The sequence below is a fragment of the Xanthobacter oligotrophicus genome, from assembly GCF_008364685.1.
GTDB classification, from domain to species: Bacteria; Pseudomonadota; Alphaproteobacteria; order Rhizobiales; family Xanthobacteraceae; genus Xanthobacter; species Xanthobacter oligotrophicus.
This window is the reverse complement of the sequence record NZ_VTTL01000007.1, coordinates 39,487-64,315: the sequence shown is the minus strand read 5'-3', so window position 1 is coordinate 64,315 and position 24,829 is coordinate 39,487. Positions and strand designations below refer to the sequence as shown.

Below are 24,829 nucleotides of genomic sequence, written 5' to 3'. Positions count from 1 at the left end.
CTGCCACACCGGACCCAAATCAGCACAACCAATTGCCCAAATCATATTGGGTTACCGCCCTTTAGCGCGCTTTGCGGGGCTTTCCGCGCGCCACGGCGCCGGTTCCATGCTCAAGCGGTAAAAAGAACGTAAACACAATATCTTCAGCCCCCGTTCAGGCGAGGGGGAAGAGACTACGATTCGAGCTGGCGCTGTCCCTGAAGAGGAGCCTTGCGATGCAACTTTCCCGAGTCCCCCAACTGGCGGCCGCGCTCCTCCTCGCCACTCTCGCGGCGGGACCTGTCGAGGCTCAGGCGCGCCCGGACACCCTTGCCCTGTCCTGCCAGGACGCCGCCGACTTGGTAACGAAGAGCGGAGCCATCGTGCTCGGCACCGGTCCTAACATCTACGACCGCTATGTCAGCCAGATTCGCTTCTGCTCAGGCGCCGAGCAGCTCAAGGCGGAGTGGGTGAAGACGCGGGATAATCCACAGTGTTTCGTCGGCTATACGTGCTACGTGCCGAGCCGCGACAACGGCGTGGGCCGGTGAGGCTCGCCGCAAGATTCGCTCCGCAGGCCAAGATTCGCTCCGCAGGCACAGTGCCCTTGAGAGTCGGACCGGCCCGCACCAGCTGTAGGGCGTCAGCCTGACGGACGTTCCGAACGGAAAGGTCGAAGATGAGAAGATTGCCCCTTGCCCTCGGCACGTTCGCGCTGGCGGCTGGTCCCGGGCTTCTCGCGGGCCTCGCGCTGGTGGCCGGCACCGACCGCGCCGTCGCCCAGACCCCGAGCATCACCATGACGTGCGCGCAGGCGGCCGCGCTCATCAACACGCGGGGCTCGGCCGTGTTGGCCACCTCCCGCACGCTCTACGATCGCTATGTGCGCGACCGGAGCTTCTGCCTCTACGACCAGGACACCAGGCCGGAATGGGTGCCGACGAAGGACAACCCCCAGTGCTTCATCGGCTACAGCTGCTTCGAGCCGTTTCGCGGGGGCAGCTACAGCCGATGACGGCTGACGGGGCCCCGGCAACCTATCGGCGGTGTTTGCCGGATCGCATTTTCCGCATGGGTGTTTGAGCGCCTGGACGCAGGCACACGGCTGCTGCGTCCAGGCTCACCTCCAGTGCGATCTCAGGCGATGCCGCGCGCCTTCAGCACGTCCTCGATCTCCTCGAGCACGCCGGCGTCGTCGATGGTGGCCGGAACCGACCATTCGTCGTGATCGGCGATCTTCTTCATGGTGCCGCGCAGGATCTTGCCCGAGCGCGTCTTGGGCAGGCGGTTCACCGTCACCGCCAGCTTGAACGCCGCCACCGGGCCGATGCGGTCGCGCACGAGGCCCACCAGTTCCTTCTCGATCACGTCGGGCGCGCGGCGCTCGCCTGCCTTGAGCACCACGAAGCCGCAAGGCACCTCGCCCTTCAGCTCGTCCTTGACGCCGATGACCGCGCATTCGGCCACGTCCGGATGGGAGGCCAGAACCTCTTCCATGCCGCCGGTGGACAGGCGGTGGCCGGCGACGTTGATGATGTCGTCGGTGCGGCCCATGACGAAGACATAGCCGTCCTCGTCCAGGAAGCCGGCATCGGAGGTCTTGTAGTAGCCGGGATAGTCGGCGAGGTAGCCCTCGGCGAAGCGGTCGTCCTGCTGCCACAGGGTGGGCAGGCAGCCGGGCGGCAGCGGCAGCTTCACCACGATGGAGCCCATGGTGCCCGCTGGCACCGGCTTTGCAGCCTCGTCCACGATCGCGATGTCATAGCCCGGCATGGGCACGGTGGGCGAGCCGAGCTTGGTGGGCAAAAGGCCGAGGCCCACCGGATTGGCGGCAATGGCCCAGCCGGTCTCGGTCTGCCACCAGTGATCCACCACCGGCACCTGTAGCTGCTGCTGCGCCCAGATCACCGTATCGGGATCGGCACGCTCACCAGCGAGGAACAGGGTGCGGAAGCGGGAGAGGTCGCGGCCCTGCTTCAGGAGGCAATCGGGATCCTCCTTCTTGATGGCGCGGAGCGCTGTGGGCGCGGTGAACAGCGCCACCACCTTGTGCTCCTCGATCACCCGCCAGAACGCGCCTGGGTCCGGCGTGCCCACCGGCTTGCCCTCATAGACGAGGGTGGTCGCGCCGTGGATCAGCGGGCCGTAGACGATGTAGGAATGGCCCACCACCCAGCCGATGTCGGAGGCGGTCCAGAATACCTCGCCGGGCGCGATGCCGTAGAGGTTCTTCATGCTCCAGTCGAGCGCCACCATGTAGCCGCCGATGTCGCGCACGACGCCCTTGGGCTTACCCGTGGTCCCGGAAGTGTAGAGGATGTAGAGCGGGTCGGTGGCCGCCATGTCCGCGCAGGGCGCGCTCTTGCCGGCATCGGCCGCAGCCGCGCAGGCCGCCGCCCAGTCGAGGTCGCGACCCTCGGTCAGGGCGCCGGGCCCCTCGGGGCGCTGGAGCACGAGGCAACGCTGCGGCTTCACCGCGGACATGGAAATGGCAAGGTCGAGGAGCGGCTTGTAGGCCACCACGCGGTTGGGCTCGATGCCGCACGAGGCGGCGAGGATCACCTTCGGCTCGGCATCCTCGATGCGGGTGGCCAGCTCCTTCGCCGCGAACCCGCCGAACACCACCGAATGGATGGCGCCGATGCGGGCGCAAGCGAGCATGGCGCCGATGGCCTCGGGCACCATGGGCATGTAGATCAGCACCCGGTCGCCCTTGCCGACGCCGAGGTCCTGAAGCACCGCAGCGAGCGTGCTCACCTCCTTCAGCATCTGCGCATAAGTGAGGGTGCGCTTGGCGCCGGTGACCGGGCTGTCATAGATCAGCGCCGCCTGGTCGCCACGGCCGGCGGCCACGTGGCGATCGAGGGCGTTGTGGCAGATGTTGCCGACAGCGTCGGGGAACCAGCGGCCATAGACACCGGCCTCGGGATCGAACACCTTCTCCGGCGCCTTGGACCATTCTAGGGATTGCGCCGCCGCGCCCCAGAAAGCGGAAGGATCCGCCCGCCAGCTGGCATAGGTTTCAGCGTATCCGCTCGTTCCGACCTCGGACATGGACGCCTCCCATTCGACCCTCTTGTTGGGGATGGTTACTGCCGGTCGCCTATCCACGACGCAAGTTCGCACAAATGCGTAAGACCTTGGTCGGGAAAAACCTTGGACCACCCAGTTCAGCTGGTCCAACAAATTGACCCGGATCAGCAGTTCGCCATCCGCAAGATCGATCTGGCGAAGCGCGGTGAGACTTTCGTCTCGCTTTGGCGAGATTGCACCGGATCGCCCGCCTCGGCTACGGTCGCGACCCGAATACAACCCAAATTCGGGCGCGCCGACACCGCCGCGCCCCAAAAGCTTGCACCAAGGGGGGACCGATGGCCGGCGGCATCTATGACCTGCATCTCGACCGCAATCCCGCGAATTTCCAGCCGCTGACCCCGCTCGGCTTCCTGGAGCGGGCCGCCGGCGTGTTCCCGGACCACACTGCCATCATCCATGGCGCGCTCACCCGCAATTATCGCGATTTCTACGCCCGCAGCCGGCGGCTCGCCTCGGCCCTCGCCAAGCTCGGCGTGGGCAAGGGCGACACGGTCGCCGTCATGCTCCCCAACGCGCCGGCCATGCTGGAGGCGCACTACGGCGTGCCCATGACGGGCGCGATCCTCAACTCCCTCAATACCCGCCTCGACGCCGCCATCCTCGCCTTCACCCTCGACCACGGCGAGGCCAAGGTGCTCATCACCGACCGGGAATTCTCGCCCGTCATGAAGGCCGCCCTGGCTATGGCGACAACGAAGCCCGTGGTCATCGACTATGACGACCCCGAATTCACCGGCAACGGCGAGCGCATCGGCACCATCGAATACGAGGATTTCCTGGCCACCGGCGATGCCGACTTCGCCTGGAAGACGCCGGACGACGAATGGGACGCCATCGCCCTCAACTATACCTCCGGCACCACCGGCGACCCCAAGGGCGTGGTCTATCACCATCGCGGCGCGCACCTGCTCGCGGTGGGCAACGTGGTCACCTGCAGCCTCGGCAAGCATCCGGTCTATCTGTGGACGCTGCCCATGTTCCACTGCAACGGCTGGTGTTTCCCCTGGTCCATCACGCTGGCGGGCGGCACCCATGTGTGCCTGCGGCAGGTGCGCGCCAAGCCCATCTTCGATGCCATCGCCGACTACAAGGTGACGCACATGTGCGGCGCCCCCATCGTCATGTCCACGCTGCTCAACACGCCGGAGACGGACAAGCGGCCGCTGCCCCACAAGGTGGAATTCATCACCGCCGCCGCCCCGCCGCCGGAGGCGGTGCTTGCCGCCATGCAGGAGGCCGGCTTCAACGTCGTGCACGTCTACGGCCTCACCGAGGTCTATGGCCCCTCCGTGGTCAACGAATGGCATGCCGAATGGGATGCCCTGCCCGCGCAGGATCGCGCCATCAAGAAGGCACGGCAGGGCGTGCGCTACGGCGCGCTGGAAGCCCTCGACGTGCTGGATCCCGAAACCATGGTGCCGGTGCCCGCCGACGGCGAGACGCTGGGCGAGGTCATGTTCCGCGGCAACGTGGTGATGAAGGGCTACCTCAAAAATCCCACCGCCACCGACGCCGCGTTCGCCGGCGGCTGGTTCCATTCCGGCGACCTCGGGGTGAAGCATCCCGACGGCTACATCCAGCTGAAGGACCGCTCCAAGGACATCATCATCTCGGGCGGCGAGAACATCTCCTCCATCGAGGTGGAGGACGCCCTCTACAAGCACCCGGCAGTGAGCGCGGCGGCGGTGGTGGCCAAGCCCGACGAGAAGTGGGGCGAGACGCCGGTCGCCTTCGTGGAGCTGCGCGAGGGCGCGAGCGCGACGGTGGAGGAACTGATCGCCCATTGCCGGACCCATCTGGCGGCTTATAAGTGCCCGCGCCACATCGTCTTCGAGGAAATCCCGAAGACATCGACCGGCAAGATCCAGAAGTTCCGGCTGCGCGAGATGGCCAAGGAGGTCTGAGTGGACGTCAAGGACGCGAACGGCGCCATCCTGAAGGATGGCGACAACGTGACCCTCATCAAGGACCTCAAGGTGAAGGGCACGTCCGTCACCTTGAAGCGGGGCACGCTGGTGAAGGGCATCCGCCTCACCGACGATCCGGAGGAAATCGACTGCAAGGTCGAGAAGGTCAAGGGCCTCGTGCTGCGCACGGAGTTCGTGAAGAAGGCCTGAGCGCGTTCGCGCGCTTCATGAATTCAGGCGCTGCGTTACAGACAGAGTGATCAATCCTGTCTGTAACGCAGCGCCACAGCGTCGCCCCGACCAACGCCCACTTCCCCTTCGGCACCTTTCCAATCGTTCATGCGGCGGCCATGGTGCGGTCATGCGCCAGCCGGCAAAGCTGCGCGCACTTGGTGTCGGGAGAGGTCCTTCGTGCGCGCGCTTTTCACCCTCATTGGCGACATCCGCCGCCTCGCCATGCCCTATTTCAGGAGCGAGGAGCGGTGGACCGCCATCGGCCTGCTCGCCGCCGTCATAGCCCTGGAACTCGCCTGGGTGTTCGCCACCGTGCTGCTCAACGAGTGGAACGTGGCCTTCTACAACGCCATCCAGGACAAGGACTTCCCGGCGTTCCAGAAACAGATCCTGGTGTTCTGCGGCCTTGCCGCCGGCGCCATCGTGGTGGCGGTGTACCAGGTCTACCTCAAGCAGGGACTGGAGATCCGCTGGCGGCGCTGGCTCACCAAGCGCTATCTCGACGCCTGGCTCTCCGACGACGTGCACTACCGCCTGCGCCTGTCGGGAGATGCCGCCGACAACCCGGACCAGCGCATCGCCGAGGACGTGCAGATCTTCGTCAACCGCACCATCTCGGTGGGCGTGGGGCTGCTGGGCACCGTCGTCTCTTTGCTGTCCTTCAGCGTCATCCTCTGGAACCTGTCCGGCCCGCTGGGACTGAAGCTGTTCGGGCACGAGATCAATATTCCCGGCTACCTGTTCTTCGCGGCGCTGATCTATGCCGCGGTGGGCACGCTCATCGCCCATGTCATCGGCCGGCCGTTGGTGAAGCTCAATTTCGACCAGCAGCGCTACGAGGCCGACTTCCGCGTCGATCTGGTCCGGGTGCGCGAGAACGGCGAGCAGATCGCCCTGCTGAACGGCTCACCGGCCGAGGATCGCAAGCTCGACGGCCGATTCTCCCGCATCTTCGGTAATTTCGTGGATCTCATGAAGGCGCAGAAGCGCCTCACCTGGTTCACCGCCGGCTACAACCAGATTTCCACCATCTTTCCTTACGTGGTGGTGGCCCCCGCCTATTTCGCCGGCCAGATCCAGCTCGGGCAATTGATGCAGACGGCGAGCGCCTTCGGCTCGGTACAGGGCTCCTTCTCCTTCTTCATTTCGAGCTACGTCACCCTGGCCGAGTGGACCTCGGTGGTGCACCGCCTCACCGGCTTCGAGGCCGCCATCACAAAGGCCCGCATCGGCGCGGACGTGCCGGCCTTCGGCACGACGGGCGCGGCCGGCGCCCACGGCCTCACCCTGCGCGACCTCGACGTGCGCCTGCCCGGCGGCGGCCCCCTCATCCGCACCGGCGAGATCGCCATCGGTCGCGGCGAGCGGGTGCTGATCACCGGCCCGTCCGGCGCTGGCAAGACCACGCTGCTGCGCGCCATCGCTGGCATCTGGCCGTTCGGATCGGGCACGGTGCACCGCAACGAAGACCAGCGCCTGCTGGTCCTGCCGCAGAAGCCCTACGTGCCCGTGGGCCGGCTCGACGTCGCCCTCACCTATCCGCGGCCGGTGGACACGGTGCCGAAGGAGCGCCTCGCCGAGATCCTCACCGCTGTCGGCCTGCCCGCCCTCACCGGCCGGCTGGAGGAACAGGCGCTGTGGCCGCACGAACTGTCCCTCGGGGAACAGCAGCGCCTCGCCATCGCCCGCGCGCTGCTCGACGCCCCCGACGTGCTGCTGCTGGACGAGGCCACCTCGGCGCTGGACGAGCCGTCCGAGGCGGCGCTCTACGCCCTGCTGCAGGACCGGCTGCCGCACGCCACCTTCATTTCCATCGGCCACCGCTCCACCCTCGCCGACCTGCACGACCGGGTGCTGCACCTGCATGGCGAGGAGGCGCCGCGCACGCTGCGGCCGGCCGCGGCCCCCGTGTTCCACCCGACCTGAGACGGAGCCGCTTGCCCCCACGCACCTGCCTCCGGTAAGCCTTAAGGGAGCACCTTTGCTCCCTCTCTTGCCGCCGAGGCCTTGCGTGACGCCATCCGCGCCTGCCGATCCCCGCCGAACGCCGCGAGACGCCGTTTACTACGTCCTCGCCGCCGGGGCCGGGCTCGTGGTGGGCGGGGTGGGCGCCGTCTTCCACATGGTCGTGGATGGGCTTTCCCGATGGCCGGACCTGGTGCGCACCCACCTCGACGGCCCCTTGCTCTATCTCGCCATGTCCGCGGTGGCGGCGGTGATGGTGGCGGCGGCGGTGGCCCTGGTGCGCGCCTTCGCGCCCGAGGCAGCGGGGTCGGGGGTGCAGGAGATCGAGGGGGCTCTGGAAGGCCTGCGGCCGGTGCGCTGGAAGCGGGTGCTGCCGGTGAAGTTCGTGGGCGGCGTGCTGGCGCTGGGCTCGGGCCTGGTGGCCGGGCGGGAGGGGCCGACCATCCACATGGGCGCCGCCGTCACCAAGGCCCTGTCGGACGTGGCCGGGCTCGGCACGCGGGACACCCGCGGCCTCCTCGCTGCAGGCGCCGCTGCCGGGCTGGCTGCTGCCTTCAACGCCCCGCTGGCCGCCATCCTGTTCGTGATCGAGGAGACGCGGCGCCAATTTCCCTATGGCCTGCGCACCTATAGCGCCGTCATCCTGTGCTCGGTGGCGAGCGCGGTGATGGCCGAGGCCATCGGCGGAACGGCGCCGGACATGAAGCTGGACGTGCCGGAAATGCCGCTCCTGCTGCTGCCGGCCTTCCTGGTTCTGGGGGCGGTGCTGGGGGCGGTGGGGGTGGCCTTCAACCGGGTGCTGGTGGCCTCCCTCGATGGGGCGCGGATGCTGGCGCTGAAGGTCTCGCCCTATCTTTTGCCGGTGCTGGTGGGGGCGGCGGTGGGGCCGCTCATCCTGCTGCGGCCGGAGGCGACCTTCGGCGGCGAGACGCTGGCCGTGTCCCTGCCCGGCCTCGGCCTGCCGGCGCTGACGCTGGCGGGCATCGTCATCATCCGCTTCGTCATGACCATGGCGAGCTACTCCACTGGAATCCCAGGCGGAATCTTCGCCCCGATCCTCGCAATGGCGACCGCCGTGGGGGTGCTGTTCGCGACCCTCCTGGCGCTGGCGGTGCCGCTGCCCCAGGATGCGGTGGCGGCGTTCGGGATCGCGGCCATGGGCGGGCTGTTCTCCGCGACGGTGCGGGCGCCGCTGGTGGGGATGGTGCTGGTGGCCGAACTTACCGGCGCTTACGGCCTTCTCATTCCAGTGATTTTGACCTGTGTCACCGCAAATCTCGTGGCCGAGGCGCTGGGCGGCAAGCCCATCTACGAGGTGCTGCTCGACCGCACCCTGCGCCTCACCGGAACCCCGCGATCCGGCGCCCCCTTCCCCAATGAGGAACTGGGCGGCTGGGACGAGCGGGAGCGGAAGACCAAGGCCTAACCCTCTATCAAATCAGGGCTATCCAGAAACGGCAGCACCTCCTCCGGTGGCCCGCGCCGGATGATGCGGCCGGCTTCCAGCACCACGATCTCGTCCATGCGGGACAGCCCGACCAGGCTGTGGGTGACCAGCAGGAGCGAGCGCCCGCGCGCGGCATCCAATACCGCCGACATCACCTCCCGGGCGGTGTTTGCGTCCAGACCTTCAAGAGGTTCGTCACACATCAACATCGGTGCGTCCTTCAGCAGGGTGCGCGCGAAAGCCAGCCGCCGCGCCTCTCCGCCGGACAGGCTGGTGCCATGGGCGCCCACGAAGGTCTCGAACTTCAACGGCTGCGCTTCGACAAAGCCGAGGATGCCCGCCGTGGCGCAGGCGGCGGCGCACCGCGCGGGCGAGGCATCCGGGTCCGCCACCCGCAGATTGTCCATCAGCGTGTCGGCGAACAGGTGGTCGTCCTGCTGGAGCACGCCGAGGCGGCGGCGCAGGGCATCGGCGTCGATGCTCTCCACCGGGACGCCGCCATAGGTGATGCGCCCGTGGTCCGGCGCGCGGAAGCGCAAAGCAAGGGCGATCAGGCTCGACTTGCCGGAGCCGCTGGGGCCCACCACCGCCACATGCCGGCCCGGCGCCAGCGTGAGGTCGATGTTGGCGAGCGCCGGTCCTGAAGCGCCGGGATAGGTGAGGCCGACGCCGGAGAACGCCAGCGCTCCCTCCGGTGGCGCCGGCGCGCCGGCCTCGTTCACCGGCGGCGGCCGGTCCACCAAAGCGAAGATCCGCCGGGCGCTGGCCAGCGTCACCGGCAGGGCCTGCATGGCCAGCGGCAGGGGCGCCAGGGCATCGAACACGGCGAGGGAGGCCAGCGACAGCATGGCCCAGTCGGACGCCGGCAGCGTGCCGCCGAGCACCGCCGGGGCGCCCATCAGCAGCACCCCGAGGAACGCCACTTGCGCCATCAGCCCCACCCCGGACCCGGCCGCACCTGAAAGGCTGGCGAGGCGCTGCTCGTCGGCCAGCAGGGCATCGCCCTGGGCCTCGATCAGCAGGCGGTGGCGGCCGGCGGGATCGTAGATGGCAAGCTCGGCTGCGCCTTCCAGATGATCCACCAGCGCCGCCTCATAGGCCCCGGTGCCGGCGGCGAGGCGGCGGGAGGCGCCGGCGCCCAGAGCATGCACCAGCGCCGGCACCCCGGCGCCGGCCACGACCGCCATTCCGAGCAGCAGCAGCGCGATGGCCCCGTCATGGGCGGCCATGAAGGCCACCGCCACCGCGACCACCACCAGCGCAGCCAGCACCGGCGAAAGGATGCGCAGGAAGGCGAATTCCAGCCGGTCGATATCGGTGCGCAGGCGGGCGAGGAGATCGCCGGAGCGCTCCTCCTCCAGTGCCGCTGGGGCGAGCGGCACCAGCCGGCTGAAGAACCACGGCCGCAGCCGGGCGAGGAAGCGCAGGGTGGCATCGTGGCCCACCAGCCGCTCGCCATAGCGCGCCCCCGTGCGGGTGATGGCGAAGGCGCGGATGGCGGCGGAGGCGGTGAAGGGGTTCATGGCCGCCCCCGCCGCGCCGGCCACCGCCATGGCGGTGATGAACCAGCCCGAGGCTGCCATCAGCCCCACATGGGACAGGCTCGCGGCCGCCGACAGCAGCACGGCAAGCGCCATCCAGCCCGCCTCCCGGCGCATGAGGGCGGTGAGCCGCAGGAAGGTGCTCATGCTGGCGCCTCCACGGCCACGCCCGGAGAGATGCGCACGAGGCGGGCGTAGACCCTGCCTTGGGCGAGGAGATCGGCGGGCGGGCGCAATGCCGCCTCCCGGAGCGTTGGAGAGAGGAGGACCCTGCTCATGCTGGCGCCTCCACCGCCACGCCCGGCCCGGTGCGGGCGAGGCGGGCATAGGCCCCGCCTCGGGCGAGGAGGTCGGCGGGCGGGCCGCGCTCGATGATGCGGCCTCCGTCCAGCACCGCCACCAGGTCCGCCTCCGCCGCCTGGGCCAGGCGATGGACCGCGAACAAGGCGGTGCGGCCCGCCATCAGGCGGGAGAGGGCGGCATTCACCTCGGCCTCGGTGGCGCGGTCGAGGTGGGCGGTGGGCTCGTCCAGCGCGACGAACGGCGCGGCGCGATAGAAGGCGCGGGCGAGCGCCAGCCGGTGGGCCTCGCCGCCCGAAAAGCCGGCGCCGCCCTCGCCGACCCGCGCCGCGAGGCCGCCGGACAGCCGCGCCACCGCCGGGCCGAGGCCTGCCGCTTCCAGGGCGGCGGTGAGGCGGGCCGGGTCGGGGGCGGCCTCCCCCGGCGCGATATTGTCGGCGAGCGTCCCAGCGAACAGGCGCGGGCGCTGGCCGGCATAGGCAATGTGCTTGCGCCAGTCGACCATGTTCAGGTCCCCGAGGGGCACGCCGTTCACCAGCACCCGGCCGGAGGTGGGCCGCACGAAGCCCAGCGCCAGATGGAGCAGCGAGGACTTGCCGGCGCCGGACGCCCCCACCAGCGCCACCCGCGCGCCGGCGGGCACATCCAGCGTGATGCCATCAAGGGCGCGGCGCCCGTCCGCAAAGGTGAGGGTGACATCCTCGAAGCGCAGGGTGATGGGAGAAGAGCAGCTATGGCCCAGGGCGTTTTCGACATGGCCTCCCGGTGGCGTCCCGGCCTGCCCGGAAACCCCGTCCGCCCCCTCTCCCGCTTGCGGGGGAGGGTTGGGGCGGGGGCGGGCCGCCGAGGAAGAACGCCCAGCGTCGGCATCATCCAAGCCGCTCTGCCCCCTCCCTGCCCTCCCCCGCAAGCGGGAGAGGGTTTCCGCCTGTGCCCGGTCGACGCCTCGGTCATTCAAGCCATTACCTGCCATCCCCCCCGGCACGGCCCCGCTGCCGCCCGGCTCGGCGAGGGCGGGGGCATCGGCGAAGGCCATGATGCGCTCGGCGGCGCCGATGGCTTCCATCTTGGCGTGGTAGGCCGTGCCCATGGCCCGCAGCGGCTGGTAGAATTCCGGCGCCAGCAGCAGGATGAACAGGCCGTTGAAGAAATCCATGCCGCCCCACAGCAGCCGGAAGCCGATGAAGATGGCGGCCAGCGCGATGGAGACGGTGGCGAAGAATTCCAGCACCAGCGACGACAGGAAAGCGACCCGCAGCACCGCCATGGTGTCGCGGCGATAGGTGTCGGCCACCTCGGCCACCCGCTGCGCCATGCGCGCCGTGGCGTTGAAGGCCTTCAGCGTGGCGAGGCCCTGCACCGCGTCCAGCAGGTGGCCGGACATACGGGCAAGGGCGCGCCACTGGCGCTGGTTCAGCGCCTCCGCCCCCTTGCCGATGAGGATCATGAACAGCGGTATGATCGGGGCGGTGGCGAGGAAGATGAGGCCCGACACCCAATCGAGGGGGAACACCGCCACGAGGATGGCCAGCGGCAGCACCACCGCCATCATGGAGGCGGGCAGGTAGCGCGTGTAATAAGGCTCCACCGCCCGGATGCCGGCGGAGAGCGCGGCCACGCTCTCCCCCGTCCGCAGGGCGGAGAGGCCGGCGGGGCCAAGGCGCGCCACATGGTCCAGCAGGTCGGCCCGCAGGGTGCGCATCACCCGCGCCGCGGCGGCGAACCCTGCCCGCTCCGCCGCCCAGCCGCACAACGCCCGCAGGACGACGGCGCCAAGGAAGCCGGCGATTTCGGCGCCGGCCTGCGTCAGCGGCCGGTGGCCGAAGACGACCTGGTCCACCAGCCGCGCCGCCAGCGCGGCCTGGGCGATGACGCACAGGCCCGCGACGAAGGCGAAGACATAGGCGCGGGACAGGTCCCGCCGCGCCGGGGCGCGCAGCCGGGAGAGGAAGGCGGACAGGCGCTTGTCGTCGCGCGCGTTGGCGTCGCTCACGGCTGGTGATCTCCCGCGCACTGCCCCGGTTGGCTCGCATAGCACGGCGGTGGAACGGTCCCAACGCGACAGGTTGGCGGCCGGGGGCACATCCGCTTGATCGACGGGAGAGGGGCCGGTTGCCTGCGAAGCCCGCACATGCAGCCCGGACCAGCAACGGCGAAGCCGGAGCGCCGAGCCGGAACGTAAGCGCAAGATTGCGGCTCAAGACTCCTGCACAGCGGGTGATATCCCGCCCGGCTCGCGGCCAGTCTCAGAGACCCGCCGTTCGCCAGCCGTCCGGGGCGAGCACGAAGATGGCGGGCGGGCGATCGCTCTCCACCGCACAGGCGAAGCCGGTGGGGGCCAGCGCCGGCCCGGCCGCCAGCAGCAGGCGCCGCTCCCCGCGCTGGACGGCGGACGGCGCGCCGGATGGCACCAGCTTCACCGTGCGCGGGTCGCCGGCGAGGCCCTCCCCTGTCGCCTTGAGCACCGCTTCCTTGCCGCACCACACGGCGAGGGCGGCAGCGGCGCGGGCCTCCTTCGGCACCGCGCGCCAGGAGGCGTGATCGGCGGGATCGAACATGTCGCGGGCGATGTCCGTCCACACATCCAGCGGGCGCGGGTCTTCCACATCCACGCCGATGCGACCGCCGCGCGCAACCCCCACCGCCACCGCGCCGGAGCAATGGGCGAGGTTGAAATCCAGATCGAGCTGAGCCGCGCCCGCCCCATCGAGCTGGGGCCGGCCGTTCAGCGCGCGCGTCACCGGCACGGCGGCAGGGGCGCATCCCAGCGCCGCGCCCAGCAGCAGGCGCGCGAGCTGCCAGGCGGCGCGGCGGACGGCGCGGTCTTCCGCCTTCAGGAGACGGGCGATGCGCGCCTCCTCCGCTTCCGGCAGGGCGAAACCGAAGCCGGGCCACGCCGCAAGCTCCGCCACCCGCGCCAGCACCACGAGGCTGTCACCGGGACCGGGGAGCGGCAGGCCGGCGGGGTCTGGAAACGTTTTCACAGACGGGTACGTGAGGGTGTGGAGGTGCGTGTTCAAGGGCGTGGCCGGTTCCGCTCAGCCGACGGCGACGCGGGCGGCGCGCCAGGCGGGGATGACCTTGGCCAGCAGGGCGAGCAGCCGCGCTTCCTGGTCGCGCACGAAGAAATGGCCGCCAGGCCACGTTTCCACCGCCAGCGGGCCGCTGATCAGCGTGCTCCAGGCATGGAGAGTCTCGGGCGGGGTCGCCGCGTCCTGCGCGCCGCCGAGGATGATGGCCGGCACCGGCAGCGCCGGGCCGGGCTTGAAGGCGTAAGTGTCCACCATGCGGAAGTCGGCGCGCACGGCGGGCAGGGTCATGGCGAGCAGGTCCGGCTGGGCCAGCACCTCCTTGGAGGTGCCGCCGATGGCGCTCAGCTCGGCCACCAGTTCCGCGTCGGTCATGGTGTGGCGGGCGCGGGGCGGGCCGTCCAGGTGCGGCGCGGCGCGGCCCGACAGCACCAGCCCGGCCACGCTCACCCCCTGCCGGGCCAGCGACCGCGCCACCTCGAAGGCCAGCAGCGCGCCCATGGAATGGCCGTAGAGCACCAGCGGCACGGTGCGCTGCGCCAGCGTATCGGCGAGATCGTCCGCCAGCGCCGCGATGTCGGTGGCGAAGGGCGCGCCGTAGCGGGTGCCGCGCCCCGGCAGCTCCGGGCTGTCCACGGTGGCGATGCCGGAGAGCGTGACCTTCCAGGGACGGAACAGCGCCGCCGAGGCGCCGGCATGGGGCAGGCAGACCAGCCGCATGGCTCAAGCCCTCCCGATGCCGGTGCTGCGGCGCATCACGGAACGGACGTGTCGGATCATCTGCATGGCGTGCCCCTCACGCCGAGAGTAAGCGTGAAAAGCCAGGCCGCTCAAGGCTCTTTGCTGCGTTGCGGCAGGATTTCGGCGCGACAAGGGCAGCATGCCTTACCTTGGTGCCACCCTGCCGTCCGGGCGCGGTTCAGGCCGGCGCGTGGACGGGTCGCACGATGGTGATCTGGAGTTCCTTCACCACCTGGTAGAGCGGCTCGGCCGAGGGCCGGATCAGCCCCTGGGAGGGCGCCCCCAGTTCCAGGATGATGAACACGCACCCGGCGATGGCGGAGGCGCCGAGCAGCAGGAAGGACATGACGGTGGCGTTGCGCGGCGCGAACAGGCCGAAGCTCGCGAACAGCAGCGACAGCCACGCCACCAGCATCACGAAGAACGGGGCGGGCATCACCATCTTGGACTTCTCCACCAGCATCCAGCGCGCATCCACCATGTTTTCCAGGATGCTGATGGCGCGGGCCTGGATGTGGCGCTCGCGGTCGGTCTTCGGCTCCAGCCGCAGCACCTCGTCGTTGAGGGCTTCCAACTCGTGCAGGGTGGTCACCCCGACCTCGTCGGTGGTGGAGGCCGGCTTGGAAATCTCGTCCGCCTTGGCGCGGGCATAGATGGCGAGCGCGTCGCGGATCCCGGCGGTCTCGGCGCCGTAGCCGATCAGCACGCGGTTGAGCTTGATGATGTCGGCGGCCAGCGCCTCGATGGCGGTGGTGCGGGCGCTGAAGGAGGACGAGGCGCTGTTCACCATCAGCCCCAGCACCAGGGCCGCCAGCGTGCCCACCACCGCCATGGACACCGACACGGCGGTGCCGGTTTCCCCGGTCAGGTGGTGCTCCGGCAGCTTGGGGGCCAGCCAGAGGCCGATAACCGCGCTGCCGCAGATGGCGAAGAGCGCGAGCAGGCTCGCCAGAATGGAACTCATTGGGGCTCGGCTTCCTGACTGTCACACGCCGGCCCATGCACGGGCGGTCGCCCTTATAAAGGCCCCAGGCGCGAAAGCGGAACCCCATCCGCCGCCAGGCTTGATCCGGCGCGCCATGGCGCGGCGACCGGGTAGCCCGCCACGGTTTCGCCGGCCCGAGCCCATCGGGCCGCCCGATCAGGCCATCGGCGTCACCCCGCGCAGGCGACCGCCGCCAGCCGCTGCCGCCACAGCTCCACGCCGGCCTTGTCGGGGTGGACCCCGTCCATGGTGGGGGCCACGCCCGGCGCCGTCACCACGCGCGCGTCGGTCTCCCGCGCCAGCACGCGGATGGCGGCGTTCTGGCTGGCGATGAAGTCCCGGTCATGCACCGGCAGATAGCGCGGATTGCCGAGGTCCACCGGATTGACCTCCACCAACACCAGCGCGCTCTTGGGGAAATAGCCCAGCAGGGTGCGATACTTGGCGGCCCAGTCCCCGATGTCCATGTGGCCGGTGCGGGCGTCGTTGACGCCGATGGCCACCACCACCTGCCGGGGCGTCGCCAGCCGGCTGAACATGGGCGCGCGGGCAAGAAGATCGTCGATCTGGTCGCCCGGAATGCCGGAATTCAGCACCTTGGTCCCGCACAGATGGGAGGGCGCGGCCTGGAAGGTGATGCTGTCGCCGAGGGCCAGCACCGGCGCCCCCGTGATCAGCGCCGCGCGGTAGCTCTGCCAGATCATGCGCGTGTGCAGGGGGATGCGATGCCACAGCACCAGGGTGAGGCCAACGATGCCGCCCACCGCCAGCGCCCGCATCAGCCACAGGCGCCAGCGTGCGCGCCCTGCCCTGCGCTTGTCGGCCACGCGCTTGGCGGGGGACACGGCAGGGGCGGCGACGGTATGGGCCGAGGGTTGGGTCATGACGGTTCGCCTTTCAGGAATACATTGCAACTGCTGTGCCGCCCAATGGATGTTGAGGCCCGCCTGTCCTCGAAAACGCTCTAGTCCCGCGCCAGCGCCGCCACCGGGTCGAGCCGGGCGGCGTTGCGGGCCGGCAGATAGCCGAAGGCAACCCCGATGAGGCTCGCGCACACCACGGCGGCGACGATGGACGCGGCCGAATAGACCAGCTGGAAATTGGAGCCGGTGAGCGCGAACAGCGCGCCGAAGCCGAGCGCCAGCGCGATGCCGGCGATGCCGCCCACGAGGCACACCAGCACCGCCTCGATGAGGAATTGCTGGAGAATGTCGGCCTGCCGCGCCCCCACCGCCATGCGCACGCCAATCTCGCCCACCCGCTCGGACACCGACACCAGCATGATGTTCATGACCCCGATGCCGCCCACCAGCAGCGAGATGACGGCGATGGCCGCGATCAGCGCCGTCATGGTCTGGGTGGTGGCGGTGATGGTCTTGCGGATGTCGTCGGTGTTGAGGATGAAGAAGTCCTTCATGCCGTGGCGCTGGGTGAGGAAGCGCGTCACCTGCTGCTCGGCAAGCGCCACGTCCGTATCGTCGGCCACCCGCACGGTGATGGAGCGCAGGGACGAACTGCCGAGGAAGCGGGCCTGCACCGTGGTGTAGGGCAGGTAGATGGAGAGGTTCTGGCTGCCGCCGAACCCGCCCTGCTGGGGCGCGGTGACACCCACCACCCGGCAGAACACGCTGCCCACCAGCATCACCTGGCCGATGGGGTCCACATCCTTGAACAGGGCCTTGCGGGTGTTCTCGTCGATCACCGCATCGAGGGCGAGGGCGCGCACGCTGTCGCGGTCGAAAAAGCGGCCCTGCGCCAGCTTGGTGCCACGGGCGGCGAAATAGCCCTGCCCCACCCCGTTCACCAGCGCGTTGGCCTCGATGGCGCCGAAGCGCACCGTGCTCTGGGTAGACACGGTGGGCGTCACCGCCGCCACATAGGGCTGGCGGGCCAGCGCGTCGGCATCCGCCACCACCAGCGTGGTGATGCGGCCGGAGCGGGTGTCGCCGAAGCTGCGGCCGGCGAAGATTTCCAGCGTGTTGGTGCCGAGGCCCGAGATGTCGGCCAGCACCCGCCGGCGCGAGCCCTCGCCCAGCGCCACCACGCACACCACCGAGGCGATGCCGATGATGATGCCCAGCATGGTGAGGAAGGTGCGCAGCCGGTGCGCGGCCATGGCGAGGAGCGCCATGCGGAACGCTTCCTTCAGGCGCCCGGCATAGGCGGTGGCCCGCGCGGCGCGGGTGGACGGCGCCGAAACCTGCCCCCGCGCAGATCCCGGCGCCCGCTCGGACTGTGACGGCCCGGAGCGTTCGAAGAGGGCGTTGTCGGCACGGGCACCGCCCTTGCTGGGCCGGTCGGCGACGATCTCGCCGTCGCGGATCTCGATGATGCGGTCCGCCCGCTCGGCCACGCTCATGTCGTGGGTGACGATGATGATGGTGCGGCCCTCGGCGTGCAGTTCGTCGAGGATGCGCAGCACCTCCGCCCCGCTCCGGCTGTCCAGAGCGCCGGTGGGCTCGTCGGCGAGGATCACCTGCGCTCCGTTCATCAGCGCGCGGGCGATGGAAACCCGCTGCTGCTGGCCGCCGGAGAGCTGGCCCGGCCGGTGGGTGGTGCGGTCCGCCATGCCGAGCCGCGCCAGAAGGCTCTGCGCCCGCGTCCGCCGTGCCTCGGCCTGCGTCCCCGCATAGATGGCCGGGATCTCCACATTGCCCAGCGCGGAAAGTTCGGAGAGCAGGTGATAGCGCTGGAAGATGAAGCCGAAATGCTCCCGGCGCAGCGCGGCGAGGGCGTCCGGATCGAGGTCCGATGTCTCCTGACCGGCGATGCGGTAATGCCCGCGCGTGGGCCGGTCGAGGCAGCCGAGGATGTTCATCAGGGTGGACTTGCCGGAGCCCGAGGCCCCGACGATGGCCACCATCTCACCCTCGGCGATGGCAAGCGAGATGTCCTTCAGCACCGTGATGGTGCCTTCGCCTGCCGGATAGGCGCGGCTGAGGCCGGACAGTTCGATGAGGGGCTGTGCGCTCGCTCTCGTCATGGGCTACAGCCCCCCCATCGGAGGGCCGGGCATGCGGGAGGCCGTGGCCGCGCCCTGCACCTTCTCGCCGGTCACCACGCGCTCGCCCTCCTTGAGCCCGGAGCGGATCTCGGCGGTGATCTTGTCGTTGAGGCCCACCTCCACCTTGCGCCGCGTCAGCGTGCCGTCCGGCGCCACCACGCGCACGACGTCGCCCGCGCCGTCGCGCTCCAGCGCGGTGGCCGGCACGGTGAGCACCCCCTTGGCCTCGCCGAGGACGATGTGCACCTCCGCCGTCATGTAGGTACGCAGCCGCCCGTCCGGGTTCGGCACATCGAACAGGCCCATGTAGTAGATGGCCGAGGACGACGTGCTGGACGAGGAGGAGGACGACGACGAGGACGACGTGCTGGTGGTGGTGAAGCTGCTGTCGGTCTTGATGGATTCCGGCGCCGGCTCGATGAACGCGAGCGTGCTGTCGTAGCGGATGTCCGGCGCGCCGAGGATGGTGAACCACAGGGGCATGCCTGGTGCCACCTTCACGATGTCGGCTTCGGAGATTTCCGCCCGCACCGTCATCACGTCGAGGGCGCCGAGGATGACGATGGTGGGCGCCGACTGGGTGGCGTTCACCGTCTGGCCCTCCTGGGCCACGAGGGCGAGCACGGTGCCGTCGATGGGAGCGGTGATGCGGGTGTAGCCGAGGTTGGCGCGGGCCGTGTCCACCGCGATGGCGGCCTCCACGATCTGCGCCTCAAGCGCCGCGAGCTGGGCGCGGGTCACCTTCACGGCGGCCTCGGCGGTCTCGAAGTCGGCCTGCGACACCGCCTTCTGCGCCACCATGGTGCGCTGGCGGGCGAGGGTCTGCTCGTTGAGCGCGAGGGTCGCCTCCTTCTCCGCCTTCTGGGCGCGGACATTGGCCAGCGCCGCTTCGGCGGTGCGCAGGGCGTTGTCCTGGGTGACGGAATCGATCTCGGCCACGAGATCGCCCGCCTTCACCTTCTGCCCCAGCCGCACCTTCACCGAGGTGATGCGGCCGGACGCCTGCGCGCCCACCGCCACCAGCCGCGACGGCTTCAGCGTGCCGCTGGCGAGCACCGTCTCCGCCACGTCGCCGCGGGTGACGGCGGCGGTCATCAGCGCGCTGCCGGGATCGGGCGCGGTGAAACGGGAATAGGCGTAGGCAGCAAGGGCGAGCAGCACCGCGAGCGCGCCCCAGCGCCAGAGCCGGCGCGATGGGCGCGCGGGCTGCTTGGATGCAGGATCATGGCTGGTGGCGACCTGCGCCGGATCGAAGGGCGGAAGCGCGTTCATCCGATGCGTGGCCTCACTGGATCGCCGGCGCCGGCAGGCGCGCGAAATGGGGGCGAGCGAAATGAGGGCCTGTGTTCTGGTCGACGACAGCGGGGGTGGCGGTGTCCACCGCGCCGTCCCAGCCGCCGCCCAGCGCCTTGTTGAGCGCCACATAATAGGTCGCCACCGCCACCCGGCTCTCGATCAGCGCCGTCTCGGCCGCATAAAGCGAGCGCTCGGCGGTGAGCACGTCGAGGAAGCTCGACGAGCCGGCCCCGTAGAGCGCGTGGGAGAGCCGCGCCGCCTCGCGGTAGGAGGCGGCGGAGGCGGCGAGCCGGCCGGCCTTCAGGCGCTGCTTGCCGAGGGAGACGGAGGCATTCTCCACATCCTCCAGCGCGGTGAGCACCGTCGCGCGATAGGACAGGAACGACTGGTCACGCTCCGCCTCCGCCAGTTCCTGCGCCGCCTTCAGCTGCCCGCCGGTGAAGATCGGCACGGTCAGCGTCGGCCCGAACGACCAGCTGATGGAGGAGCCACGCGCGAGATCCCCCAGCTGCGTGCCGGTGGTGTTCAGGGTGCCGGAAAGGCTGATGGCGGGATAGCGATTGGCCGTCGCCTGCCCCACCAGCGCCGTGGACTGGCCCAGCCGACGCTCGGCGGCGCGCACGTCCGGGCGGACGGTGAGCACTTGCGCCGGAATGCCCTTCGGCACCGGCAGGCGCGGCGACGGAACAGCGCGCACGCGCGCCAGCCGCCCGGTGAGAGCCGCCGGCTCCCGCCCGGTGAGCACGGACAGGCGGTGGACGCTCTGGGCAAGGGCGGCTTCAAGCTCGGGAATGTCCGCCTCGGTGCTCGCCGCCTGTCCGGCCGCATTGGCCGCGTCCAAAGCCGACGCGCCGCCGGCATCGAGCTTGCGTTTCGTCAGCGCGGCGGTCTCGCGCTGGGCGCTCGCGGTGCGCCGGGCCAGCGCGATGCGCGCCTGATAGCCGCGCGCGTCGATATAATTGGTGGCCACGTCGCCCACGAGGGTGACGAGCGCGGCGTCGAGATCGTCCACCGCCGCATCCGAGCCGTAGGCGGCGGCCTCCACGCCCCGGCGGTTGGCGCCGAACAGGTCGATTTCCCAGCTGGCATCGAGCCCCGCCTGATACTGGCCATAGGTGCTGGCGACGGTGACATCGCCGCCCGACCCCACGTTGCCGCCGTTATCGCCGCGCGTGGCGGAGGCGTTGCCGGTGACCTGCGGAAACAGGGCGCCCACCTGCTGGCGATACGTCGCGCGGGCCGCGCGCACCTTGGCCTTGGCGGTCGCCACGTCGAGATTGCCGGCCACCGCTTCCTCCATCAGCCCATCGAGCACGCCGTCGCCCAGCCGCCGCCACCAGCGCGGAAGCTCCGGCGCCGCCTCGGCCCTCTGGCCGCGCCCGCTGCCCCACTGGTCGGGCATGGTGAGCTGCGGCGTCTCATAGTCCGGCCCCACGGCGCAGCCCGACAGGGCCAGCGCCGCCAGCAGCCCGGCCGCCGCACGCGCCCAAGCCCGTACCAACGGCCCCACCAATGCCCGATGCGTCATGGACGGCATGCGGGTGCAACCCGGTGCGTGATGCAGGGGGCGGGAGGGGGCGAGGGAGCGGGCCGGTTCATGCCGCCAGTGTCACGGTCGAGGTGACCGCAATAGGACCCGGGCGCATCGTTTGGTTTCCCGCCCGTATCCGAACGTTTCCGACGGGCGGTGGCCCCTGCGCGGTCAACGGCGCGGCAAAAAGCGCATCCCCGGGGTGAACGATTTGCCCGCCCGATTGTTGAGCCCAAGGTCGGGCACGGACCCCGCCACGCCCCGGTCACGGACCGGGGTCGTCGGCAGGGGCCGTCAGGAGTGGGGCGCGCACCGACCGCGCGGGGCAGGCGCCGGCGCCGAGGGGCGCGGCGCTCGCCCGCGACGTAACCCCGAATTGGCCCCGGACCATCAAGGAGACCAACATGGCGATCATCCGCACCGGCTCGGCCCAGTGGAGCGGCGGCATCAAGGACGGCAAAGGCGCGATCTCCACCGAGAGCGGCGCGCTTTCCGCCTATCCCTACGGCTTCGCCAGCCGCTTCGAGAATCAGAAGGGCTCCAACCCGGAAGAGCTTCTGGGCGCCGCCCATGCCGCCTGCTTCACCATGGCGCTCTCGCTCATCCTCGGCGAGGCGGGCCTCACCGCCACCGATCTCCAGACCTCCGCCAAGGTGTCGCTGGAGAAGAAGGAGGCCGGCTACGAGATCACCGCCGTGGACCTCACCCTCGTGGGCACCGTTCCCGGCGCCACCCCGGAACAGTTCGCGGAGCTGGCCGCCAAGGCCAAGGCCAACTGCCCGCTCTCCAAGGTGATCCGCGCCGCCATCAGCCTGGATGCTTCACTGAAGGGCTGAGGGTCAGCCCCCGGCCTCACGCCGCCGATTGCTCCCAGTCGGCGGCATGGGGCACCGCATCCGCGATCATGCGGTAGGAGGCGAGGCGCTTCTGGTGGTCGAACACGTCGGAAACGATCATCACCTCGTCCACCCCGGTCTCAGCCACGAAAGCCTCGATGCCGGCGCGCACCGTCTCCGGTCGCCCCACCACGGAGCGGGAGAGGAAGCGGGCGGCCTGCGCCTTCTCCATGGGGGACCAATAGGTCTCGATATCGTCGATGGGCGGCTGGCTGAGGCCGCGGGCGCCGCGGAAAATGTCCGCCACCGACATCTGCTGGGTGGTAGCGAGGTGGCGCGCCTCGTCGTCGGTCTCGGCTGCGATCACGTTGATGCCGGCCATGGCATAGGGTCGGGCGAGCTGCGCCGAGGGCTGGAAGCGGGCGCGATACAGTTCCAGCGCCGGGATCAGGTCGGCCGGCGCGAAATGGGAGGCGAACGCATAGGGCAGGCCCAGCGCCGCCGCGAGCTGCGCGCCATAGGTGCTCGATCCCAGGATCCACAGGGGCACGTTGGTGCCGGTGGCCGGCACCGCGAACAGGGACTGGCCCGGCCCGGCCTCGCCCAGGTAGGCCTGGAGCTCGATCACGTCATTGGGGAAATGGTCGGAATTGGTCAGCGAGCGGCGCAGCGCCCGCATGGTGTTCTGGTCGGTGCCCGGCGCGCGGCCGAGGCCGAGGTCGATGCGGCCTGGAAACAGCTGGGCCAGCGTGCCGAACTGCTCGGCGATGATCATGGGCGCGTGGTTGGGCAGCATGATGCCCCCCGCCCCCACCCTGATGTGCCGGGAGCCGGCGGCCACATGGGCGATGACCACGGAGGTAGCGGCGCTGGCGATGCCCTGCATGTTGTGATGCTCGGCCACCCAGAAGCGGCGATAGCCCCACTCTTCCGCGTGGGCGGCCAGATCGCGGGCATTGTCGAGGGCATCGCGGGGGCTGGACCCCTGCCGCACCCGCACCAGATCGAGAATGGAAAGCTGCACCATGAGACCCTGCCTCAACCGCGCTGGCGCCGCGCCCGATCCGATGGAACCCATCTCGTCGTCGCCGGCTCTTCGGATCGCCCCGCCCCTCAGATAGGAAGGCGGGCGGCGCGGTAAAAGGCGTGCCCGCGCCTCAATCGTCCAAACCGGAAAACAACGCGGCATCCGCGTGGAACAGGTCGGCGAGGAAATCCCGCACCGCGCGCACCGCCCCGTCGTCGGCGCTCAGGCGGTTGGTGAGCAGGAACAGGTCGCGCGTCGGCGGCAGGGGGGCGAGCGCGACGGGCACAAGGTCACCCTCCCCCGCCCCGATGAAGTGCGGCAGAAGCGCGATGCCGTGCCCGGCGCGGGCGGCAATGGCCTGGGTGGACTGGGTATTGGCGCGCACCGCCAGCCGCGCGCGGGGGAAATGCCGGGCGAGGAACGCCGCCTCCGGCAGATGGGCATTGGCCTCGTCGAAGCCGACGAAGACCGGTGCCTCCCCCGCCGCCATCCGGCTGCGCCAGTCCGGGGTGCCGTAATAGCCGAAGGCCAGGGTGGCGAGGCGCCGCGCGATCACGTCCGCATCCGTGGGGGCACCGAGGCGCAGGGCGATGTCGGCCTCCCGGCGGGCGAGGCTGGCGAGGCGCCGCTCGGAAACGATCTCCACGTCGATGGCGGGATGGCGCTGCGCGAGGGCGGCGAGGCGCGGCACCAGATAGAGGTCGGCAAGGCTCGGCGTGGCGGCGATACGCACGAGGCCGCCAAGGGGCCGCTGCTGAGGCGCGCGCAGCAGGCGGCGGGCCGCCTTCTCCATGGCGTCGGCCGCCTCCAGCGCGCGGGTGCCGGCCGGGGTCAGCACATAGCCGTCCGGCCGGCGCTCGAACAGCTTCTCGCCCAGCGCCTGCTCCATGGCGGCCACGCGCCGGGCCACTGTGGCGTGGTTGACGCCCAGCGCCCGCGCGGTGGCCGACAGGCTGCCATGCCGCGCCAGCGCCGCGAAGAAGCGGGCGTCCTCCCAGTCGAGTGCTGTGCGATTTCGATCAGCCATTGCGCAACAATAGCGGATTTTCGCGGAGCCTGAAGGGCGCCATTGTCGCCGCATCACACAGGAGCTTCCATGACCAGCCCGTCCGGCGACCTCACCCTCACCCTGATCGGCGGCCCCACCGTGCTGATCGAGACCGGCGGCCTGCGCCTCGTCACCGACCCCACCTTCGACCCGCCCCGGCTCTACCAGACCGCGCCGGTGCACTTCGAGAAGACGGTGGGCCCCGCCATCGAGGCCGAGGCGGTGCTGCCGCTGGATGCGGTGCTGCTCAGCCACGACCAGCACCTCGACAATCTCGACCACGCCGGCCGCGCATTGCTGCCCAAGGCGGGTACGGTTTTCACCACGCAGATCGGCGCCACGCGGCTGGGCGGGGAAAATGTCCTCGCCCTCGCGCCGTTCGAGACGACCACCCTTGAGGTGCCTAACAAGGGCCGGCTGTTCGTCACCGCCGCCCCCGCCCGCCACGGGCCGCCGGGGATCGAGCCCATTTCCGGCGATGTGGTGGGCTTCCTCCTCGGCCGCGACGCGCCGGGGGACTTGCTCTATGTCACCGGCGACACGGTGTTCTACGAGGGCGTGGCCGAGGTGGCGCGGCGGTTCTCGCCCAAGGTGGTCATCGTCTTCGCCGGCTCGGCCGAACCGCGCGGCCGCTTCCACATGACCATGGACGCCAACGACGCGCTGGAGACCGCGAACGCCTTTCCCAATGCCACGCTGGTTGCCGCCCACACCGACGGCTGGGTGCATTTCAAGGAGAGCGCCACGGAGCTGGCCGCCGCCTTCGCCACCCTCGGCATCGCCGACCGCCTCGTCACGCTGGAGCCGGGCCGCCCGACAGTGTTCGCGGCATAGGGCCAAGGGCGTGGCGGCTCGGCGCCCGC

General features: G+C 70.2%; 21 protein-coding genes. 8 read left to right on the top strand and 13 right to left on the bottom strand.

Annotation, left to right across the window (positions count from 1 at the left end; genetic code table 11):
• Positions 1-215: 215 nt before the first annotated feature.
• Complete coding sequence (locus FZ033_RS12800) at positions 216-530, top strand: hypothetical protein (RefSeq protein WP_149576523.1); 315 nt, start codon at positions 216-218, stop codon at positions 528-530.
• A 128-nt stretch (positions 531-658) separates the two neighbouring features.
• Positions 659-994: a hypothetical protein gene (locus tag FZ033_RS12795; protein ID WP_149576522.1), complete on the top strand. Its 336-nt coding sequence runs from the start codon at positions 659-661 to the stop codon at positions 992-994.
• Positions 995-1,116: 122 nt separating this feature from the next.
• On the opposite strand, the gene FZ033_RS12790 is transcribed toward FZ033_RS12795, so the two are convergent.
• A complete protein-coding gene (locus FZ033_RS12790; protein ID WP_149576521.1) occupies positions 1,117-3,033 on the bottom strand; it encodes a propionyl-CoA synthetase in 1,917 nt (638 codons plus the stop codon).
• A 317-nt stretch (positions 3,034-3,350) separates the two neighbouring features.
• Here FZ033_RS12790 and FZ033_RS12785 point away from each other — a divergent pair, with 317 nt between their 5' ends.
• From FZ033_RS12785 to clcA, 4 genes are all read left to right on the top strand, one after another.
• Complete coding sequence (locus FZ033_RS12785) at positions 3,351-4,979, top strand: acyl-CoA synthetase (RefSeq protein ID WP_188079462.1); 1,629 nt, start codon at positions 3,351-3,353, stop codon at positions 4,977-4,979.
• The gene (locus tag FZ033_RS24045; RefSeq protein ID WP_012114481.1) at positions 4,980-5,192 is read left to right on the top strand and encodes an alkylphosphonate utilization protein; all 213 of its coding nucleotides are present in this window, start codon (positions 4,980-4,982) and stop codon (positions 5,190-5,192) included.
• A 201-nt stretch (positions 5,193-5,393) separates the two neighbouring features.
• Positions 5,394-7,142 (top strand): ABC transporter ATP-binding protein/permease, encoded by a 1,749-nt coding sequence (locus tag FZ033_RS12780; protein ID WP_232847466.1) that lies wholly within the window; start codon positions 5,394-5,396, stop codon positions 7,140-7,142.
• A gap of 85 nt (positions 7,143-7,227) precedes the next feature.
• Complete coding sequence (gene clcA, locus FZ033_RS12775; protein ID WP_149576519.1) at positions 7,228-8,607, top strand: H(+)/Cl(-) exchange transporter ClcA; 1,380 nt, start codon at positions 7,228-7,230, stop codon at positions 8,605-8,607.
• On the opposite strand, the gene cydC is transcribed toward clcA, so the two are convergent.
• The 10 genes from cydC to FZ033_RS12725 all read right to left on the bottom strand — a co-directional run bounded on the left by cydC (position 8,604) and on the right by FZ033_RS12725 (position 21,061).
• The gene (gene cydC, locus FZ033_RS12770; protein ID WP_149576518.1) at positions 8,604-10,316 is read right to left on the bottom strand and encodes a thiol reductant ABC exporter subunit CydC; all 1,713 of its coding nucleotides are present in this window, start codon (positions 10,314-10,316) and stop codon (positions 8,604-8,606) included. The two genes, clcA and cydC, sit on opposite strands and share 4 nt — an antisense overlap.
• The gene (locus FZ033_RS24540; protein WP_269149864.1) at positions 10,313-10,447 is read right to left on the bottom strand and encodes a hypothetical protein; all 135 of its coding nucleotides are present in this window, start codon (positions 10,445-10,447) and stop codon (positions 10,313-10,315) included. Before FZ033_RS24540 ends, cydC begins: the two co-directional genes overlap by 4 nt.
• Entirely contained in the window at positions 10,444-12,462 is a 2,019-nt protein-coding gene (locus FZ033_RS24325; protein WP_232847465.1) for an ABC transporter ATP-binding protein/permease, read from the bottom strand. The genes FZ033_RS24540 and FZ033_RS24325 overlap by 4 nt, the downstream gene beginning before the upstream one ends.
• 253 nt (positions 12,463-12,715) lie before the next feature.
• Positions 12,716-13,453, bottom strand: a complete 738-nt coding sequence (locus tag FZ033_RS12755) for a 4'-phosphopantetheinyl transferase family protein (RefSeq protein WP_188079461.1) — start codon at positions 13,451-13,453, stop codon at positions 12,716-12,718.
• Positions 13,454-13,507: 54 nt separating this feature from the next.
• Entirely contained in the window at positions 13,508-14,218 is a 711-nt protein-coding gene (locus FZ033_RS12750; protein WP_149576516.1) for a thioesterase II family protein, read from the bottom strand.
• 199 nt (positions 14,219-14,417) lie between these two features.
• Positions 14,418-15,203 carry a bestrophin-like domain gene (locus FZ033_RS12745; protein ID WP_149576515.1) on the bottom strand — a complete coding sequence of 262 codons (786 nt, stop codon included), beginning with the start codon at positions 15,201-15,203 and terminating at the stop codon, positions 14,418-14,420.
• 191 nt (positions 15,204-15,394) lie between these two features.
• Positions 15,395-16,108: an SGNH/GDSL hydrolase family protein gene (locus FZ033_RS12740; protein ID WP_149576514.1), complete on the bottom strand. Its 714-nt coding sequence runs from the start codon at positions 16,106-16,108 to the stop codon at positions 15,395-15,397.
• 80 nt (positions 16,109-16,188) lie between these two features.
• On the bottom strand, positions 16,189-18,207 hold the full coding sequence (locus FZ033_RS12735) for a MacB family efflux pump subunit (protein ID WP_149576513.1): 2,019 nt from the start codon (positions 18,205-18,207) through the stop codon (positions 16,189-16,191).
• 3 nt (positions 18,208-18,210) lie between these two features.
• Positions 18,211-19,500 (bottom strand): efflux RND transporter periplasmic adaptor subunit, encoded by a 1,290-nt coding sequence (locus FZ033_RS12730; protein ID WP_232847464.1) that lies wholly within the window; start codon positions 19,498-19,500, stop codon positions 18,211-18,213.
• A gap of 13 nt (positions 19,501-19,513) precedes the next feature.
• Positions 19,514-21,061, bottom strand: coding sequence for an efflux transporter outer membrane subunit (locus tag FZ033_RS12725; RefSeq protein WP_408068483.1), 1,548 nt, complete (start codon positions 21,059-21,061; stop codon positions 19,514-19,516).
• A 398-nt stretch (positions 21,062-21,459) separates the two neighbouring features.
• On the opposite strand from FZ033_RS12725, the gene FZ033_RS12720 reads away from it, so the two are divergent.
• Positions 21,460-21,891, top strand: coding sequence for an OsmC family protein (locus tag FZ033_RS12720; RefSeq protein ID WP_149576512.1), 432 nt, complete (start codon positions 21,460-21,462; stop codon positions 21,889-21,891).
• Positions 21,892-21,907: 16 nt separating this feature from the next.
• On the opposite strand, the gene FZ033_RS12715 is transcribed toward FZ033_RS12720, so the two are convergent.
• Together FZ033_RS12715 and FZ033_RS12710 are read right to left on the bottom strand one after the other, a co-directional pair.
• Positions 21,908-22,918 (bottom strand): LLM class flavin-dependent oxidoreductase, encoded by a 1,011-nt coding sequence (locus FZ033_RS12715; protein ID WP_149576511.1) that lies wholly within the window; start codon positions 22,916-22,918, stop codon positions 21,908-21,910.
• A 130-nt stretch (positions 22,919-23,048) separates the two neighbouring features.
• Positions 23,049-23,945, bottom strand: a complete 897-nt coding sequence (locus FZ033_RS12710; RefSeq protein ID WP_149576510.1) for a LysR family transcriptional regulator — start codon at positions 23,943-23,945, stop codon at positions 23,049-23,051.
• Between the two features lie 69 nt (positions 23,946-24,014).
• On the opposite strand from FZ033_RS12710, the gene FZ033_RS12705 reads away from it, so the two are divergent.
• Positions 24,015-24,800, top strand: a complete 786-nt coding sequence (locus FZ033_RS12705) for an MBL fold metallo-hydrolase (RefSeq protein ID WP_149576509.1) — start codon at positions 24,015-24,017, stop codon at positions 24,798-24,800.
• Positions 24,801-24,829: the final 29 nt, after the last annotated feature.

Bases quoted from the DNA above. Each gene is read 5' to 3' on its own strand.
- FZ033_RS12800 (WP_149576523.1), top strand. From the start codon at position 216: ATGCAACTTTCCCGAGTCCCCCAACTGGCGGCCGCGCTCCTCCTCGCC.
- FZ033_RS12795 (WP_149576522.1), top strand. From the start codon at position 659: ATGAGAAGATTGCCCCTTGCCCTCGGCACGTTCGCGCTGGCGGCTGGT.
- FZ033_RS12790 (WP_149576521.1), bottom strand. From the start codon at position 3,033: ATGTCCGAGGTCGGAACGAGCGGATACGCTGAAACCTATGCCAGCTGG.
- FZ033_RS12785 (WP_188079462.1), top strand. From the start codon at position 3,351: ATGGCCGGCGGCATCTATGACCTGCATCTCGACCGCAATCCCGCGAAT.
- cydC (WP_149576518.1), bottom strand. From the start codon at position 10,316: ATGAGCACCTTCCTGCGGCTCACCGCCCTCATGCGCCGGGAGGCGGGC.
- FZ033_RS24540 (WP_269149864.1), bottom strand. From the start codon at position 10,447: ATGAGCAGGGTCCTCCTCTCTCCAACGCTCCGGGAGGCGGCATTGCGC.
- FZ033_RS12750 (WP_149576516.1), bottom strand. From the start codon at position 14,218: ATGCGGCTGGTCTGCCTGCCCCATGCCGGCGCCTCGGCGGCGCTGTTC.
- FZ033_RS12745 (WP_149576515.1), bottom strand. From the start codon at position 15,203: ATGAGTTCCATTCTGGCGAGCCTGCTCGCGCTCTTCGCCATCTGCGGC.
- FZ033_RS12740 (WP_149576514.1), bottom strand. From the start codon at position 16,108: ATGACCCAACCCTCGGCCCATACCGTCGCCGCCCCTGCCGTGTCCCCC.
- FZ033_RS12735 (WP_149576513.1), bottom strand. From the start codon at position 18,207: ATGACGAGAGCGAGCGCACAGCCCCTCATCGAACTGTCCGGCCTCAGC.
- FZ033_RS12730 (WP_232847464.1), bottom strand. From the start codon at position 19,500: ATGAACGCGCTTCCGCCCTTCGATCCGGCGCAGGTCGCCACCAGCCAT.
- FZ033_RS12725 (WP_408068483.1), bottom strand. From the start codon at position 21,061: ATGCCGTCCATGACGCATCGGGCATTGGTGGGGCCGTTGGTACGGGCT.
- FZ033_RS12720 (WP_149576512.1), top strand. From the start codon at position 21,460: ATGGCGATCATCCGCACCGGCTCGGCCCAGTGGAGCGGCGGCATCAAG.
- FZ033_RS12715 (WP_149576511.1), bottom strand. From the start codon at position 22,918: ATGGTGCAGCTTTCCATTCTCGATCTGGTGCGGGTGCGGCAGGGGTCC.
- FZ033_RS12710 (WP_149576510.1), bottom strand. From the start codon at position 23,945: ATGGCTGATCGAAATCGCACAGCACTCGACTGGGAGGACGCCCGCTTC.
- FZ033_RS12705 (WP_149576509.1), top strand. From the start codon at position 24,015: ATGACCAGCCCGTCCGGCGACCTCACCCTCACCCTGATCGGCGGCCCC.